This is a genomic window from uncultured Nocardioides sp. (assembly GCF_947489365.1).
Lineage (GTDB): Bacteria > Actinomycetota > Actinomycetes > Propionibacteriales > Nocardioidaceae > Nocardioides.
Genome location: NZ_CANLDB010000004.1, coordinates 347,615 through 363,238 on the forward strand (window position 1 = coordinate 347,615; position 15,624 = coordinate 363,238).

16 protein-coding genes are annotated in these 15,624 nt (G+C 75.3%); 14 read left to right on the top strand and 2 right to left on the bottom strand.

Features of this window, described 5'->3' with window-relative positions:
- Window positions 1–127: 127 nt before the first annotated feature.
- Both Q0858_RS13805 and Q0858_RS13810 read right to left on the bottom strand, forming a co-directional pair.
- Window positions 128–1,054, bottom strand: a complete 927-nt coding sequence (locus Q0858_RS13805; protein WP_299055405.1) for a DNA-3-methyladenine glycosylase 2 family protein — start codon at window positions 1,052–1,054, stop codon at window positions 128–130.
- Between the two features lie 13 nt (window positions 1,055–1,067).
- Entirely contained in the window at window positions 1,068–2,423 is a 1,356-nt protein-coding gene (locus Q0858_RS13810; RefSeq protein ID WP_299055408.1) for an AMP-binding protein, read from the bottom strand.
- 132 nt (window positions 2,424–2,555) lie between these two features.
- Here Q0858_RS13810 and Q0858_RS13815 point away from each other — a divergent pair, with 132 nt between their 5' ends.
- The 14 genes from Q0858_RS13815 to Q0858_RS13880 are packed head-to-tail and all read left to right on the top strand — an operon-like array spanning window position 2,556 to window position 15,622.
- Entirely contained in the window at window positions 2,556–3,407 is an 852-nt protein-coding gene (locus tag Q0858_RS13815) for an amidohydrolase family protein (RefSeq protein WP_299055411.1), read from the top strand.
- Between the two features lie 60 nt (window positions 3,408–3,467).
- On the top strand, window positions 3,468–3,992 hold the full coding sequence (locus Q0858_RS13820) for an MSMEG_0572/Sll0783 family nitrogen starvation response protein (RefSeq protein WP_299055414.1): 525 nt from the start codon (window positions 3,468–3,470) through the stop codon (window positions 3,990–3,992).
- Between the two features lie 10 nt (window positions 3,993–4,002).
- Entirely contained in the window at window positions 4,003–5,067 is a 1,065-nt protein-coding gene (locus tag Q0858_RS13825) for an MSMEG_0568 family radical SAM protein (RefSeq protein WP_299055417.1), read from the top strand.
- Window positions 5,067–6,491, top strand: a complete 1,425-nt coding sequence (locus Q0858_RS13830) for an MSMEG_0567/sll0787 family protein (protein WP_299055420.1) — start codon at window positions 5,067–5,069, stop codon at window positions 6,489–6,491. The genes Q0858_RS13825 and Q0858_RS13830 overlap by 1 nt, the downstream gene beginning before the upstream one ends.
- Entirely contained in the window at window positions 6,488–7,363 is an 876-nt protein-coding gene (locus Q0858_RS13835) for a carbon-nitrogen hydrolase family protein (protein ID WP_299055423.1), read from the top strand. The genes Q0858_RS13830 and Q0858_RS13835 overlap by 4 nt, the downstream gene beginning before the upstream one ends.
- Complete coding sequence (locus tag Q0858_RS13840) at window positions 7,356–7,658, top strand: MSMEG_0570 family nitrogen starvation response protein (protein ID WP_299055425.1); 303 nt, start codon at window positions 7,356–7,358, stop codon at window positions 7,656–7,658. The genes Q0858_RS13835 and Q0858_RS13840 overlap by 8 nt, the downstream gene beginning before the upstream one ends.
- Window positions 7,655–8,956 carry an MSMEG_0569 family flavin-dependent oxidoreductase gene (locus tag Q0858_RS13845; protein ID WP_299055427.1) on the top strand — a complete coding sequence of 434 codons (1,302 nt, stop codon included), beginning with the start codon at window positions 7,655–7,657 and terminating at the stop codon, window positions 8,954–8,956. Before Q0858_RS13840 ends, Q0858_RS13845 begins: the two co-directional genes overlap by 4 nt.
- A 2-nt stretch (window positions 8,957–8,958) precedes the next feature.
- A complete protein-coding gene (locus Q0858_RS13850) occupies window positions 8,959–9,819 on the top strand; it encodes a carbon-nitrogen hydrolase family protein (RefSeq protein WP_299055430.1) in 861 nt (286 codons plus the stop codon).
- Entirely contained in the window at window positions 9,816–10,901 is a 1,086-nt protein-coding gene (locus Q0858_RS13855) for an MSMEG_0565 family glycosyltransferase (protein ID WP_299055433.1), read from the top strand. The genes Q0858_RS13850 and Q0858_RS13855 overlap by 4 nt, the downstream gene beginning before the upstream one ends.
- A 40-nt stretch (window positions 10,902–10,941) precedes the next feature.
- Entirely contained in the window at window positions 10,942–12,264 is a 1,323-nt protein-coding gene (locus Q0858_RS13860) for a DUF222 domain-containing protein (protein WP_299055435.1), read from the top strand.
- A gap of 30 nt (window positions 12,265–12,294) precedes the next feature.
- Window positions 12,295–13,821, top strand: a complete 1,527-nt coding sequence (locus tag Q0858_RS13865) for an ATP-dependent DNA ligase (protein ID WP_299055437.1) — start codon at window positions 12,295–12,297, stop codon at window positions 13,819–13,821.
- A gap of 4 nt (window positions 13,822–13,825) precedes the next feature.
- Window positions 13,826–14,320 (top strand): DinB family protein, encoded by a 495-nt coding sequence (locus tag Q0858_RS13870; RefSeq protein WP_299055439.1) that lies wholly within the window; start codon window positions 13,826–13,828, stop codon window positions 14,318–14,320.
- Window positions 14,317–14,877 (top strand): GNAT family protein, encoded by a 561-nt coding sequence (locus tag Q0858_RS13875; RefSeq protein WP_299055440.1) that lies wholly within the window; start codon window positions 14,317–14,319, stop codon window positions 14,875–14,877. Before Q0858_RS13870 ends, Q0858_RS13875 begins: the two co-directional genes overlap by 4 nt.
- A gap of 34 nt (window positions 14,878–14,911) precedes the next feature.
- A complete protein-coding gene (locus tag Q0858_RS13880) occupies window positions 14,912–15,622 on the top strand; it encodes a TetR/AcrR family transcriptional regulator (protein WP_299055442.1) in 711 nt (236 codons plus the stop codon).
- Window positions 15,623–15,624 lie beyond the last annotated feature (2 nt).

Consider the following 15,624-nt stretch of genomic DNA (forward strand, 5'->3'; position numbering starts at 1 on the left):
GGCGTCCGGGTCACCGACTCGACCCCGCACAGCTGTACAGACGTGCCGACTCGACCCCGCACAGCTGCGCAGACGTGCCGACTCGACCCCGCACAGCTGCGCAGACGTGCCGACTCGACGCGTGGGCCTAGCCGGGCAGGTGTGTCGGCAGGGTGATGCGCGGGCCGCGGCGCGGCCGGGCGAGGTGTGCGAGCTCGACCAGGCGCTGCACGCGGTGCCGGTGCGGCCGGAAGGGCTCGAGCAGGGACGCCATGTCGGCGTCGTCCCCGACCGTGCCGGTCAGGGCCCAGGTGACGTTCTTCGCGATGTGGTAGTCGCCGAAGCTGACGGCGTCGGCGTCGCCGAGGGCCCGGAAGCGCACCTCGGCCGACGTCCAGACCCCGACCCCGGGCACGGTCCGCAACCGCCGGTCGGCCTCGTCGTGGTCGAGGCCGACGATCCGCTCCAGGCTGTCGGCCACGCGCGCAGCGCGGACGGCCGCCTTCGACCGCGCCGGGTCGACCCCCATGCGCAGCCACTCCCACGAGGGGATCGCGGCGACCACCGCCGGGGTGGGCGGCACCCAGAGACCGTGCTCCGCACCCGGCCCGGGGGCACGCTCGCCGAAGCGGCGGGCCAGCATGCGCTGCGCGGCGAAGGCCTGCTTGCCGGTGACCTTCTGCTCCAGGATCGCGGGCAGCAGCGCCTCGAAGACCAGACCGGTGCGGGTCAGCCGCCAGTGCTCGTGGCGCCGCCACGCCTCGGCCACGACCGGGTGCTCGGGGGCGAAGCCCGACGGGTCGTCCTCGGCGCCGCACATGGCGGGCAGCTGCCCCAGCGCCCAGTCGGCACCGTCGCCCCAGGCCGCGGCGTGCACCTCACCGAGGGCGTCGCGCGCGCGGACGACGAGCGTCGCCGGACCCTCCGGCGTGCGGATGCCGCGCCACACGGTGCCGTCGGGGTCGAGGCGGAAGGCCGCGTCGCTCCCCCGCTTGAGGATCCGCAGGTTCTGCGCCACGGGGCAGGGCCAGTCGGGCCGCCAGACCCGCCGCAGCCCCCGGTCCGCTCCGCTCACCCCGCCACGGTAGTCAGCGGTACGACGAGCGGCGGGCCTTGCCCGCGTCGTCCCGCAGCGGGTGCGGCACGGCCTCCCACCCTGTGGGCAGGTGCGGTGGGTCGAGACGCGTCGCCGCCCAGGCCCGGACGGCGTCGAGATCGGGGCACTGCACCACGGCGTGGAGGCCGCCGCCGCGGCCGACCACGACGGCCGATCCGACGTCGGGGTGCTCCAGCAGGGCGGCCTCGACGTCCGCCGGGGCGACCCGGTGCCCGTCGACGTCCACGAGGTCGTCCAGCCGGTCGAGCACCCACAGCCAGCCGTCGGCGTCCGTGCGGCCCGCGTCGCCCAGGCTGTGCCAGCCGTGCCGGTCCTGGGCCGCCGCCCCGACGTAGGTGTAGGTGGGCGCGTCCCGGCGCATCAGGATCTCGCCGACCTCGCCGGGTGCGCAGTCCCCGCCGTCGGGGCGCACCACCCGGAAGCGCGTGCCGCCGACGCCCCGGCCGACCGAGCCGGGGTGGAGCAGCCAGTCCTCCCCGCCGATCATCGCGACACCGGCCGACTCGGTCCCGGCGTACACCTCGACGACGCGGGACGGCCCGAGCCAGGCGAGCCAGTCCCGCTTGAGCGGCTCCGGGCACCGCGCGCCCACGTGGAGCACGGACTCCAGGGACGACACGTCGGCGGTCGCCCGATCGGGGTGCCGGGCGATCGCCCGCATCGTCGTCGGCGACAGCACCGACCACGTGACGCGGTGCCCGGCGACCAGCCGGAGCCACTCCCCGGCGTCGAAGGACGGCATGAGGACGAGCTCGTGCCCGCTGGTGAGGCCGCGCGTGGCGTAGACGAACCCGGCGCCGGCGTGCGGGGGCGAGGCGACGAGCTGGACGGCGTCGCGGGGGACGAACGCCGCCACCGGACGGTCGGGATCCACCCGGGCGGGCGCCGCCGCCCGGACGAGCTTGGGCCGACCGGTGCTGCCCGACGAGGCCGCGACCTTCCAGGACGACGCGGCGCGGTCCGGCAGCGGCGCGCCCGCCCGACCGGGCGTGAGGTCGAGCGGCCCGTCCTCGACCCGGGCCGGACGGGCGAGGTCCAGCAGCGCCGCCCGCTCGCCGGGCGCGAGCCCGGGCGCCAGCGGGAGCGGCGTGGCACCCGCCCGCCAGGTCGCCACGGCGGCCAGCACCAGGTCGACCGGGTCCCCGCAGCCCAGCACGACGACGTCGTCGACCCCGAGGCCCTCCGCCACCCAGCGACGGGCGACGCCGTCCGCGAGGTCCACCAGGGCGCGCCGGGTCACCACCCGGCGCCCGCTGCGCAGCGCCACCCCGTCGGGGTCGCGCTCCGCCAGGAGCGCCGGCGCCCGCGAGATCGTCACCTCGGCCACGCCCCGAGCCAAGCAGGCCCGCGGTGTCCAGGTCCGTCTCCGGGAGCCTGTTACACCGATCTCACCCAGTGGTTCGACGAACGAGTTCCGGACGAAACCACCCCGAAACAGCCCGAGCCTTGACTGGTCGGCATGACCACACCGGCGCGACGGGCCCTCGCCGCGCCGTACGACGCGCACCGGCACATCGGCCACCTGCCGGCGTACCCCTTCTACGGCGGACCGCCGATCCGGCCGGACACCACGGCCGTGGCCACCGTCGCCGACTTCCGGCGCAGCCTCGACGACCAGGGCGTGGAGCGGGCGCTCGTGCTCCCCAACTACGGCGTCCCGGACCCGGACGTCGCGTTCGACCTCAACTCCCTCGCGCTCGACGCCGCGGCCGCCGACGAGCGGATCTCCTGCGGGCTGTGGGTCTCACCCAAGGCCTCCGACGCCGCCCGCAACGAGAAGGCCCTGGGCCTGGTCACCGAGACCGGCGTACGGGCGCTGAAGACCAGCTTCCTGCTCGGTGGTGGCGTCGACGACCCGGACTGCGCCGAGCAGCTCGACGCGATCTTCACCACGGCGGCTGCCCACGACCTCGTCGTCCACGTGCACACCTCCCCCGGCGCCGCCTCCGACGTCGACCGGATCGGCGAGCTCGTCGAGGCGTACGGCGACGCCACCCGCATCCACCTCGTCCACCTCGGTGGTGGCATGAGCGGCCACCTGAAGCTGATCGGCGGGCGGTTCTTCGACTGGGTCGAGGCCGGCAAGCAGGTCTGGACCGACACCAGCTGGGCCGTCGGCTTCGCCCCCGCCTGGCTGGTCGCCGAGATCGAGCGCCGCGGCGTCGGGCACGACCGCGTGCTGTTCGCCACCGACGTCCCCTGGGGCGACTTCGCCGGCGAGCACGCCCGCCTCGCCGCCGCGACCGGCGACGGCGAGCTGGCCCGCGCCTTCTTCCACGACAACTTCGCGGCCCTCTACGGCACCACCTGACCCACCCGCTCCAGCCCGCACGACCCCCCGCCACCCGCACCACCCACCTGAGGAGAGCAGATGTCCGTGTTCGACGACGAGATCCTGGCCAACATCGAGAAGTCGGTGGCCGAGGTCCCCCACCCCTCGCAGGCGAAGGGCACCAACCTCTACGGCTCGACGAAGATCTTCCCCGACTACCAGGCCAGCGAGGGCCAGAGCTACCTCACCCTGGTCCACGGCATCCCGCACGAGTCGTCGGTCAGCTTCGTCGCGATCCTCCAGGCCACCCGGGCGCTGCGGAAGGGCTTCGACTCCGTCATCTACTTCTACGGTCCCGGCGCCCTGGCCTGCATGGACACCCGCGGGTTCCCTACCACCGGCGACGTCGCGTTCCCCGGCAACCAGAACATGAACGACTCGCTGAAGACCTTCATCGGCGAGGGCGGCACCGTCTTCTGCTGCCGCTTCGGCATGGCGCTGCACGGCTGCCGCGAGGAGGACCTCATCGAGGGTGTCGTGCCCTGCCACCCGCTCGACGTGCAGGACTGCGTCATCCACTTCGCCAACAAGGGCGCCATCATCAACTCCGTCTACAACCTCTGAGGTCGTGACCATGGCCTCCCGCCCCGACACCCGGGTCGACCTCGCCATCCAGGGCATCCGGCTGCTCGACCCGCCGGTCGCCCGCCGTGGTGGTGCCGGTCCGTCCGACGACGGCCACGTGCTGATCGACGGGGTGGGGGCCGCGGTCCCGCTCAACCCCCGCAGCCCGTACGCCGTGCGCGGCGGCCGGCTCCTCCTCGACGGGGCCGACACCGGCCTCGGGGTCGAGACGGTCGCCCGCCCGGCGTTCTACGACCTCGTCACCGCCGACGGGGTCCCGTACGAGCAGGTCGCCCGCCTCCACTCCGGGCACGTCCTCGCCACCACCGTCGTCCAGACCTGCGTGCGGTACGACGAGTCGCAGCGCTGCCGGTTCTGCGCGATCGAGGACTCGCTGCGCTCCGGCTCCACCGTCGCGGTGAAGACACCGGCGCAGCTCGCCGAGGTCGCGGAGGCCGCCGTCCGGCTCGACGGGGTGACGCAGATGGTCATGACCACCGGGACCTCCAACGGCCGCGACCGCGGCGCGACGCACCTCGCCCGCTGCGTGCGGGCCGTGCGCGCCGCCGTGCCCGACCTGCCGATCCAGGTGCAGTGCGAGCCGCCCGGCGACCTCGCGACCATCACCGAGCTCAAGGAGGCCGGCGCCGCCTCGATCGGGATCCACGTCGAGTCGCTGGACGACGACGTCCGGCGGCGCTGGATGCCCGGCAAGGGCAGCGTCCCGATGGCCGAGTACGACGCCGCCTGGCGCGAGGCCGTCCGGGTCTTCGGCCACAACCAGGTCTCCACCTACCTCCTGGTGGGGCTCGGCGAGGACCCCGACGAGCTCGTCGCCGGGGCCGAGCGGCTCATCGAGATGGGCGTCTACCCGTTCGTCGTGCCGTTCCGGCCGCTGGCCGGCACGCTCGCCACGGACGTCGACGGCGTCGGGGCGCCGGCGCGGGACGTCACCTACGACGTCACCTCCCGCGTCGCGAAGGCGCTCCGGTCCGCCGGCATGGTCGGCACCGACCAGGCAGCCGGCTGCGCGGCCTGCGGAGCCTGCTCCGGGCTGTCCCGCGAGGGGGCGTGATGCTCGACCACGGCATCCTCACCGGGTTGCTGCCCGCCGCAGGGCCCCGTCCGCTCCTGCGGGTCGAGCGGGCCGAGACCACGGCGCGGGCGGCGCACGACGCCCTGCGGCGCGCGGAGTTCGTGGACGCGCAGGGACTGTTCGGGGGCCACGACCGCGACGACGTCGACGACGACCCCCGCACCGTCGTGCTCCTCGCCCGCTCGATCGACGGTGACGTGCTGGGCGGCGTCCGGGTCCACCCCGCCGCGCACCCCGCCACCGCCTCCCGGGACCTCGGGTGGTGGCGCGGCAGCCGCCTCGTCGTCGCCCCCACCGCCCGCGGCTCGCGCGCCGGGGTCGCCGCCGCGCTGGTCCGCGCGGCCTGTGCGACGGCCGAGGACGCCGGCGCCCTGCGGTTCGACGCCGCCGTCCAGGCCCGGCACGCCGGGCTGTTCACCCGGCTCGGCTGGCGACGACGCAGCGGCCCGACGACGCGTCACGGCGTCCCCCACGTCGAGATGGAGTGGCCCGTCGGGCGCGTCCAGCGGCTGGTGGACGCCACCAAGGCCCCGCTGGCCGGGCTGCTCGGCCGCGTCACCGACCACCCGCTCGGCGGGGGCGGACCCGGGTGGGTCGGCGACGACGCCGCCCCGGTCCCCGGCGTCCCGCTCGTGGCCGCCTGCGACGCGATCCTGCCCTCCATGGTGGAGCGCGACCCCGAGTGGGCCGGCTGGTGCTCGGTCCTGGTCAACCTCAACGACCTCGCCGCGATGGGCGCTAGCCCGGTCGGCCTCCTCGACGCGGTCGGCGCCCGCGACGCCTCGTTCGCCCGGCGGGTCCTGCGGGGACTGCTGGACGCCGCCGAGGCCTGGGGCGTGCCCGTGCTCGGCGGCCACACCCAGCTCGGGGTCCCGGCGGCCCTGTCGGTCACCGCGCTGGGCGCCACGCCCCACCCGGTCCCCGGCGGCGGCGGCCGCCCCGGTCACGCCCTGCGGGTGTCCGCGGACCTCGGCGGTGGCTGGCGTCCCGGCTACTCCGGCAGCCAGTGGGACTCCACGACCAGCCGGACCCCTGCCGAGCTGCGCGCCACGGGCGGCGTCGTCCGCACGCTGGACCCCGCCGCCGCGAAGGACGTCTCCATGGCGGGCACCGTCGGCACCGTCGGCATGCTGGCCGAGGCCAGCGGGTGCCGCGCGGTCGTCGACGTGGCGGACGTGCCGACCCCCGACGTCGCCACCACCGGGGACTGGCTGACCTGCTTCCCGGGCTTCGCCGTCGTCACCACCGATCGCCCCGGGAGACCCGCCGACGGGCTCCCGGCCACCGTCACCAGCCGCGTCTGCGGCGACCTCGTCGAGGGCGCGGGCGTCGGCCTGCGCTGGCCCGACGGCGTCGTGACCGAGGCCGTCACCACCACCGTCACCGGACTGGGAGCAGCATGACCACCACCCACCTCGCCGCCGTCGCGGACAGCTTCGGCCGCGACGTCGAGCAGAACCTCGCCCAGATCGAGACGTACGTCCAGGCCGCCCGCGGCCAGGGCGTCTCGCTGCTCGCGTTCCCCGAGGCATGCCTCGGCGGCTACCTGTCCGTGCTCGGGTCGGGGCGTGACGGCACCCACGCCGAGGCCCCGGACGACCTGCCCCCGGCGATGGACCTCGACGGTCCGGAGCTGCGGCGCGTCGGGGAGCTCGCCGGCGACATGACCGTCGTCGTCGGCCTCTGCGAGGCCGACGGCACCGAGCGCTACAACAGCGCCGCGGCCGTGACCGGCGACGGCGTCCTCGGGGTCTACCGCAAGGTCCACCAGCCGCTCGGGGAGAGCCTCTACTACGGCGCCGGGGAGCAGATCCTCGCCTTCGAGTCGCCGGTGGGGCGGATGGGCCTGCTGGTCTGCTACGACAAGGCGTTCCCCGAGGCCGCCCGCGCGCTGGCGCTGGACGACGCCCGGGTGGTCGCCTGCATCTCGGCCTGGCCGGCGTCGCGCACCGCCGGGGCGGGGGACGTCGCGCAGGACCGTTGGACCCACCGCTTCAACATCTTCGACCAGGCCCGCGCGCTGGAGAACCAGGTCGTCTGGCTCGCCGCCAACCAGACCGGCACCTTCGGCTCGCTGCGCTTCGTGGGCAACGCCAAGGTCGTCGGCCCGGGCGGCGACGTCCTCGACACCACGGGCACGGCCCCGGGGATGGCGTTGGCGTCCCTCGACCTCGACGACGTCCTCGGCACCGCGCGCCGCTCGATGTTCCACCTCGGGGACCGGCGCCCCGAGCTGTACCGCGCGACCGAGCTGGTCGGGGCCCGTCGTGCCTGAGGCCGGAGTCACCGTGCGCTGGCCCGACGGCCGGGTCGAGGAGTGCTGGTCGCCCTCGCTCGTCGTCCACGACCACCTCGAGGCGGGCCGCCGCTACACCGTCGCCGACTTCGTCGACCGGTGCACCGCGGCGATGGCCGAGGCCGACCGGCGGGTCCGCGCCCGCTACGGCTTCGCCTGCACCGGCGCCGCCGCCACCGTCGAGGCCGTCGGGGCCTCCGCGTCCCGGCACGCCGCGGACGCCGAGGTCGAGGTCCTCCGTGTCCACCCGCCCCTGCCCGGGGAGCCGGCATGAGCGGCGCAGGCGCCAGCCCCGCGGCGCGTCGTACGTCGGTCGTCGTGGTGGGCGGCGGCCAGGCCGGGCTGTCGGTGAGCTGGCACCTCGTGCGCGACGGTGTGGACCACGTCGTGCTGGAGGCCGAGACCGTCGGGCACGAGTGGGCCGACCGGCGCTGGGACTCCTTCACCCTCGTGACGCCGAACTGGCACTGCCGCCTGCCCGGGTACGCCTACGACGGGCCCGACCCGGACGGCTTCATGACCCGCGACGAGGTCGTCGCCTGGCTGGGCGCCTACCCGGCCACGTTCGGTCCCCCGGTCCTGGAGCACACCCGGGTGACCGGCCTCGTGCCGTCCGGTGACGGGGGCTTCGTCGTCACCGCCGGCGGCCCCGACGGCCCCGCGACCTGGGAGGCGGACCACGTCGTCGTCGCCACCGGGGGCTACCACCTCCCGATCGTCCCGCCCTGGGCGGCGGCGCTCGACCCCGCGGTCACCCAGGTGCTGTCCGGGGACTACCGCCATCCCGGACAGCTGCCGGACGGCGACGTCCTCGTGGTGGGCAGCGGCCAGTCGGGCACGCAGATCGCCGAGGACCTCCACCTCGCCGGCCGCGGCGTGCACCTCGCCCTGGGCGACGCCCCACGCGTCGCCCGGACCTACCGGGGTCGCGACACCATGACCTGGCTCGCCGACATGGGGCTGTACGACACCCCCGTCGCGCGCTACCCCGGCGGTCTCGCCGCGCGGGAGAAGACCAACCACTACGTCACCGGCCGCGACGGCGGGCGCGACATCGACCTGCGGCGGTTCGCCGCCGAGGGCATGCACCTGACGGGGAGGGTCGACGGACTGCTGGACGGGCCCGGTGGTCACAGGCTGGGTCTCTCCCCCACCGTGCGCACCGCACTGGACGCCGCGGACGCCGTCTACAACTCGATCTGCGCGGACATCGACGCCTACGTCGAGCGCGCCGGCGTCGACGCGCCGCCCGGGTCGCCGTACACGCCGGTGTGGGAGCCGGACGACGAGACGACCGAGCTCGACCTGGCGGCCGCCGGCGTCACGAGTGTCGTCTGGGCGATCGGCTACCGGCCCGACTACCGCTGGGTCGGGGCGCCCGTGTTCGACGGCGGGGGCCGGCCCGCCCACGACCGCGGTGTCACGGCACTGCCCGGACTCTCGTTCCTCGGCCTGCCGTGGCTGCACACGTGGGGCTCGGGGCGCTTCCTCGGCATCGCCGCCGACGCCGCGCACGTCGCGGAGCACGTCCGGGCCGACCTGGCCGTCGCGGCCGACCGGCTGGCGGGCTGAGCGTGGTCCGGGTCCGGATCGGCGCGGCGGCGGCCCACTTCGGTCGTGACCTCGCCCGGGCCGTCGCGAAGGTGGAGCGCGTCGTGGCCGACGCCCGCAGCCGCGGGATCGAGCTGCTCGTCCTCCCCCAGGCCACCCTCGGCGGCTACCTCGGCGACCTGCGCCACCCCGACGCCGCCGACCCCCCGGCCGCGATCACCCTCGACGGCCCGGAGCTGACCCGGCTGCGGGGGGCCACCGGCCCGATGGTGCTGTGCCTCGGGCTCACCGAGGCGGCCGTGTCGTCCGCCGGGACCGTGGTGCACAACACCGCCGTCTGCCTCACCGGGGACGGCGTGCTGGGCCGGCACCGGAAGGTCCACCGGGCCGTGCGCGAGTCGGTCGTGTACGCCGCCGGGGACCGCTTCGACGCCTTCGACACCCCCGTCGGGCGGCTCGGGATGCTGGTCGACTACGACAAGACCTTCCCCGAGTCCGCGCGCTCGCTCGCGCTGGACGGCGCGCAGGTGCTGGTGTGCCCGTCGGCCTGGCCCGCGTCGGTCACCGACCGCGCGGCCCGCCTGCCCGCCGACCGCCAGTCCCGGCTCTTCGACCTGTACGACGGCGCCCGGGCCGCCGAGAACCAGGTGGTCTGGGTCTCCGCCAACCAGACCGGCGTCACCGGGGGCCTGCGCTTCCTCGGCCAGGCGAAGGTCGTCGGCCCCGGTGGCGACGTGCTCGCCCGGACCGGCAGCAAGGGCGGCCTGGCCGTGGCGGACCTGGACGTCGCCGCCGAGGTCGCCCGGGCCCGACGCACGCTGCACCACCTCGCCGAGCTGGCCCCGGCGGCGTACCGGGGTCCGGGGCAGGTGGCGGTCCGGTGAGGGTGGCCCTCCTGACCTACTCCACCCGCCCCCGCGGCGGCGTGGTCCACACCCTGGCCCTGGCGGAGGCGCTGGTCCGCGCCAACGCGGAGGTCGACGTGTGGACGCTGGGCCGCGGTGGTGACACCACGTTCTTCCGCCCGGTCGCACCCGGGGTCGGCGTCCGCGCCGTGCCGTTCCCCGAGGTCGCCGACGAGCCGGTCGGGGCGAGGATCGTGCGCTCGATCGAGGTCCTGCGCCGCGCCTTCGCGGCGGACCGTGGCGCCTACGACGTCGTCCACGCCCAGGACTGCATCTCCGCGAACGCCGCGCTGCCGTGCGTGCGGACGATCCACCACCTCGACACCTTCACCACCCCCGAGCTGGCGGCGTGCCACGAGCGCGCCGTCGTCGCCCCCACCGCGCGCCTCTGCGTCTCCGAGGCCGTCGCCGACGAGGTCCGGGCGGGCTGGGGGCTGGACCCGACCGTCATCCCGAACGGCGTCGACGCCGCCCGGTTCGCCGCGGGCGCTCGCGACCTCGCGGGCCGGCGCCGCTGGGCCGACGCGCACGGGCCGTACGTGCTCGCCCTGGGCGGCATCGAGCCCCGCAAGGCGAGCCTCGACCTGCTGGAGGCCTTCGCCCTCGTACGACGCGACCGGCCCGGGCTGCGCCTCGTGCTCGGGGGCGGCGAGACGCTCTTCGACTACCGCGACTACCGCGCCGCCTTCGACGCCCGCGCCGACGAGCTCGACGTGAGCCCGGTCGTCCTCGGCACCCTGAGCGAGGACGAGCTCCCCTCGCTCGTCGCCGAGGCCTCGGCCCTCGCCATGGTCTCGACCAAGGAGGGCTTCGGGCTCGCCGCGATGGAGGCCCTGGCCGCCGGCGTCCCCGTGGTGGCGCGCGACCTACCCGTGCTGCGCGAGGTCCTCGCCGGCACCGTCGCGTACGGCGCCGACGTGCCCGCGATCGCCACCGCCCTCGCGGGTGTGCTCGACGACCCTCCGGACCCGGGGGCCGGCCGTCGTCTCGCGGCGTCGTACACGTGGGACGCGGCGGCCTCGGCCCACCTGGACTTCTACGACCACCTGCTCACGCGATGACCGTCCGCCGTTGTCGGTGGTCGCGTCTAGCGTCAGCGACATGGGGAACGAGTCGGCTGCCAGCGACCTGCAGCAGCGTGCGAGCGCGCTGCTGAGCCGCTTCGCGTACGCCGCCCTCGACGAGCACAGCGACCGCGACCTCGTCGACCTGCTGCGCGCGACCGAGGAGCTCAAGTCCGCGGCCGCAGCCCTCCAGGCCCGCGCCGCCGCGACGATGGCCGCTCGGGACGACTGCCCAGCCGGGCGACGCAGCGCCGGGTCGCAGGTCGGGCTCGCACGCCGCGAGTCGCCGTACCGGGGTCGCGAGCTGACCTCGTTCGCCACCCGGCTGACCGAGGACCTCCCCCGCGTCCTGGACGCCCTGACCTTCGGGCGCCTCAACGAGCGGCGCGCGATGGTCCTGGCCGCCGAGCTGGCCGACCTCTCCCCGGAGCACCGGGCGGAGGCCGACGAGAGGCTCGCGGGCAACCCGTCGACCCTCGACGGTCTCGGCGACCTCGCGCTGCGACGGGCGGCGCGGCGGGTGGCCTACGAGCTCGACCCGGAGGCCCCGGTCCGACGGCGGCAGAAGGCACGCACCACCCGACGCGTCTCGAGCCGTCTCTCCTTCGGCGACGGGATGTCCACGATCTCGGGCTGGGTCGAGGACCTCGCAGCCGCGGCGATCATGACGTCGCTGCGCGACGGTGCCGACCGCATCCTCGCCCAGGACGACCCGGACGACGACCGGACGCACGCTCAGATCGTGGCCGACCTGTTCGTCTCGCGACTCACCAACCAGAAGCACGCCCAGGCGACCCCCGTCGCGGTGAAGCTGCTCGTCTCGGCCGAGACGCTGCTCGGTGACGAGGACACCCCGGCCGACGTGGAGCACATCGGGCCGGTCCCGGCCTCGGTCGCGCGGCAGCTCGTCGGGCTGTCCCCCGACCTCCGCTCGACGATCCAGCGCTTCTTCGTCGCCGCGGGCAGCGGCACCCTCGTCGCGATGGAGTCCGGGGCCCGTGGTTTCACCGGACAGCTCCGCGACTTCGTGCTGACGCGGGACCGGTGGACCTGCCGGACGCCGTACTGCGACGCACCGGCCCGCCACGTCGACCACCCCGTCCCGGTGGCGGAGGGCGGGGAGACGAGCGCGCCCAACTCCGGCGGAGCCTGCGCGGGCTGCAACTACACGAAGGAGCATCCGGGGTGGACCTACACACCGGTGCCCCGCTGGCCGGCCGACCCGCGGCCCCACGAGCTCGAGATCGTCACCCCCACCGGACACGTCTACCGTGCGCTGGCCCCGCCGGGGCCGAGGCCGCCCCCGACGCCCGAGCCACGCCGCATCAGGTGGGACGGGCCGGCGAAGTACGCCGCCTGACGCCGCGGACCGGGGTGCTTCGATGGACCCGTGCTGCTCGCCGACCTCGTCGCCACCTCCACCGCGGTCGCCGCGACCCGCTCCCGCAAGGAGAAGGTCGCCGCCCTCGCCGAGCTGTTCGCGCGCGCCGACCCCGACGCGCCCCTCGAGGTCGAGGTCGTGACGTCCTACCTCGGCGGAGCGCTGCGGCAACGTCGTACCGGGCTGGGCTGGCGCTCGCTGACCTCGCTCCCCGACCCGGCCGACGAGCCGAGCCTGACGGTGCTCGCGGTGCACGAGGCGTTCGAGCACGTCGCCGGGCTGTCGGGGCCGGGGTCGCAGACCGCCCGGGCGGCGGCCACCGCCGAGCTCTTCGGCGCCGCCACCGCCGAGGAACAGCAGTGGCTGCGCGGGCTGGTGACCGGCGAGGTGCGGCAGGGCGCGCTCGACTCGCTGGTGCAGGAGGCCGTCGCCCGGGCGACGGAGACCCCTCTGCCCGCCGTACGCCGGGCCGCGATGCTCGCGGGCTCCACCGTCGTCGCGGCCCGGGCCGCCGGCACCGGCGGCGAGGAGGCGCTCGCCGCGATCGGCCTCGAGGTGATGCGACCCGTCACGCCCATGCTCGCCTCGACCGCCCCGACCGTCGCCGAAGCGCTGGAGAAGGTGGGCGGGGAGGTCGCCGTCGACACCAAGCTCGACGGGATCCGGATCCAGGTCCACCGCGACGGCGATGACGTCCGGATCGCGACCCGCTCCCTCGACGACATCACCACCCGCCTGCCCGAGGTGGTCGAGGTGGTCCGGGCCCTGCCGGCGCGCACGGTCGTCCTCGACGGCGAGGCGCTCTCGCTCGGAGGTGACGGCCGACCCCGCCCGTTCCAGGAGACCGTCTCCCGCACGGCCAGCGCGCACGAGGAGGGGGCGGCCGCCGTGACGCCGTACTTCTTCGACCTGCTGCACCTCGACGGCGCCGACTACCTCGACCGCCCCGGTCGCGAGCGACTCGCCGCCCTCGACGCGCTCGTGCCGGAGGCCCACCGGGTCCGACGCCTCGAGACGGGCGACCCCGAGGCGGCCGAGGCCTTCGCCCGCGCCGCCGTCGCGGACGGGCACGAGGGCGTCGTCGTGAAGTCGCTCGACGCCCCCTGGGAGGCAGGACGTCGCGGCGCGGCCTGGGTGAAGGTCAAGCCCCGCCTGACCCTCGACCTCGTCGTCCTGGCCGTCGAGTGGGGTTCCGGACGTCGCCGCGGCTGGCTGTCCAACATCCACCTCGGCGCCCGCGCCGACGACGGCGACGGGTTCGTCATGCTCGGCAAGACCTTCAAGGGCATGACGGACGAGGTCCTCGCCTGGCAGACCGAGCGCTTCCTCGGCCTCGAGACCCACCGCGAGGGGCACGTCGTCCACGTGCGACCGGAGCAGGTCGTCGAGATCGCCCTCGACGGCGTCCAGCGCTCGCCGCGCTACCCGGGTGGGATCGCGCTGAGGTTCGCCCGGGTGCTGCGCTACCGCGACGACAAGACGCCGGGCGAGGCGGACGTGCTGTCCACGGTCACGGGCTTCCTGCTGCCAGGCTGACCCGATGGACGACGACCTCCCGCGCATCCCCCGCGTCGCCGGCGAGCGGGAGGCGCTCGCGGCGTACCTCGAGCACTTCCGGGCGACGATCGAGCTGGCGTGCCGCGACCTCACGACCGCCCAGGCGGGCGCCCGGTCGATGCCACCGTCGACGATGTCGCTGCACGGCCTCGTGCGGCACCTCGCCAGCGTCGAGCGGTGGTGGTTCCAGCAGAGCTTCGAGCACCGCGACGTCCCGACGCTGCACGCCGGGAACGACGACTTCGAGCCGCCGCCGGACGCGGACCTGCAGGCCGACCTCGCGACCTGGCAGGCCGAGTGCCGGGTGTCCCGCGAGATCGTCGCCGCCCACGACCTCGACGACGTGGTCCGCCCGCTCGACTGGTACGAGGACGTCGACCTGCGCTGGCTGGTGCTCCGGATGATCACGGAGTACGCCCAGCACTGCGGGCACGCCGACCTGCTCCGCGAGGGCGTCGACGGCAGGACCAGCTCGTGACCGCGCTCGTCACCCCGGACCTGGAGACGGCACGTCTGCGGCTGCGCTCCTTCCGTGACTCCGACGCCGACGACCTCTTCGCGCTGCAGAGCGACGCGCACGTGCTGCGGTACTGGGACGCGCCGCCGTGGACCGACCCCCTGCGGGCCGTGTCGTTCATCGAGAGGTGCTCGCGGATCGCGGCCGAGAGCGACGGCGTACGGCCCGCAGTCGTCGATGGAACCGACGGGTCGTTCCTCGGCTGGATCACGCTGAACAGCTACGACCTCACCTTCCGCAGCGCGTCGCTCGGCTTCTGTTTCGCCGAGCGCACCTGGGGCCGGGGGTACGCCACCGAGGCAGCGGGAGCGCTCCTGGCGTGGGCGTTCGCGGCGCTCGACCTCAACCGGGTCCAGGCCGAGGCGGACACCCGCAACACCGCCTGTCGGCGGGTGCTGGAGAAGCTCGGCTTCGTCCTCGAGGGAACACTGCGCGAGGACTGTGTGGTCGACGGCGTCGTCTCCGACTCCTGGGTGTTCGGCCTCCTGCGCCGCGAGTGGGTCGCGTCACGGTCGTGACACTCCCGGTTACACGTCCCGTACCCTCGGTCCCGTGACCACCACGCCGGCCCCCCGCGGCGACGGCCGTCGCTCGGCCGCCGCCCAGCGCCGCCGCGAGCGCAAGCGCGAGATCATCGCGGCGACCCGCGCCCTGTTCGACGAGCGCGGCGTCCGCGACGCCCAGATCGAGGACGTCGCCCGCGCCGTGGGCATCAACCGGGCGATCATCTACCGGCACTTCACCGGCAAGGAGGAGCTGTTCGCGCTCGCCCTCGTCGGTTACCTCGACGAGCTGCGCGAGGAGCTGGTGGCGGCCGCCGACTCCGCCGGGCCCGACGACCACCGGGCCCGTCTGACGGCCCTGACACGGGCCTTCGTCGACTACGGACTGGGCCACCCCGCGTTCGTGGACTGCGCCCAGACCCTGATGCGGCGCACCGGTCCGGAGCTGTGGGACGAGATCGCCGAGTCCGCGATCTACCGCCTCGGCCGCTCCATCTCGGGGTGCCTGGCCGTGCTCGCCTCGACCTTCGAGGCCGGGACGGAGAGCGGCGACTTCCACGTCGAGGACCCCCACCTGCTCGCCAACACCCTGTACGCCAGCGGGCTCGGTGCCCTGCAGCTCGCGAGGGTCGGGATCCTCGTCAAGGAGGCCGCCCCGGGCGTGCCCACGGTCGGCAGCATCACGGCCGACCAGGTCAAGGAGCACATGGTCACCAGTGCGCTCGCGATGGCCTCGGCGGGGACCCCGCAGCAGGCCTGACC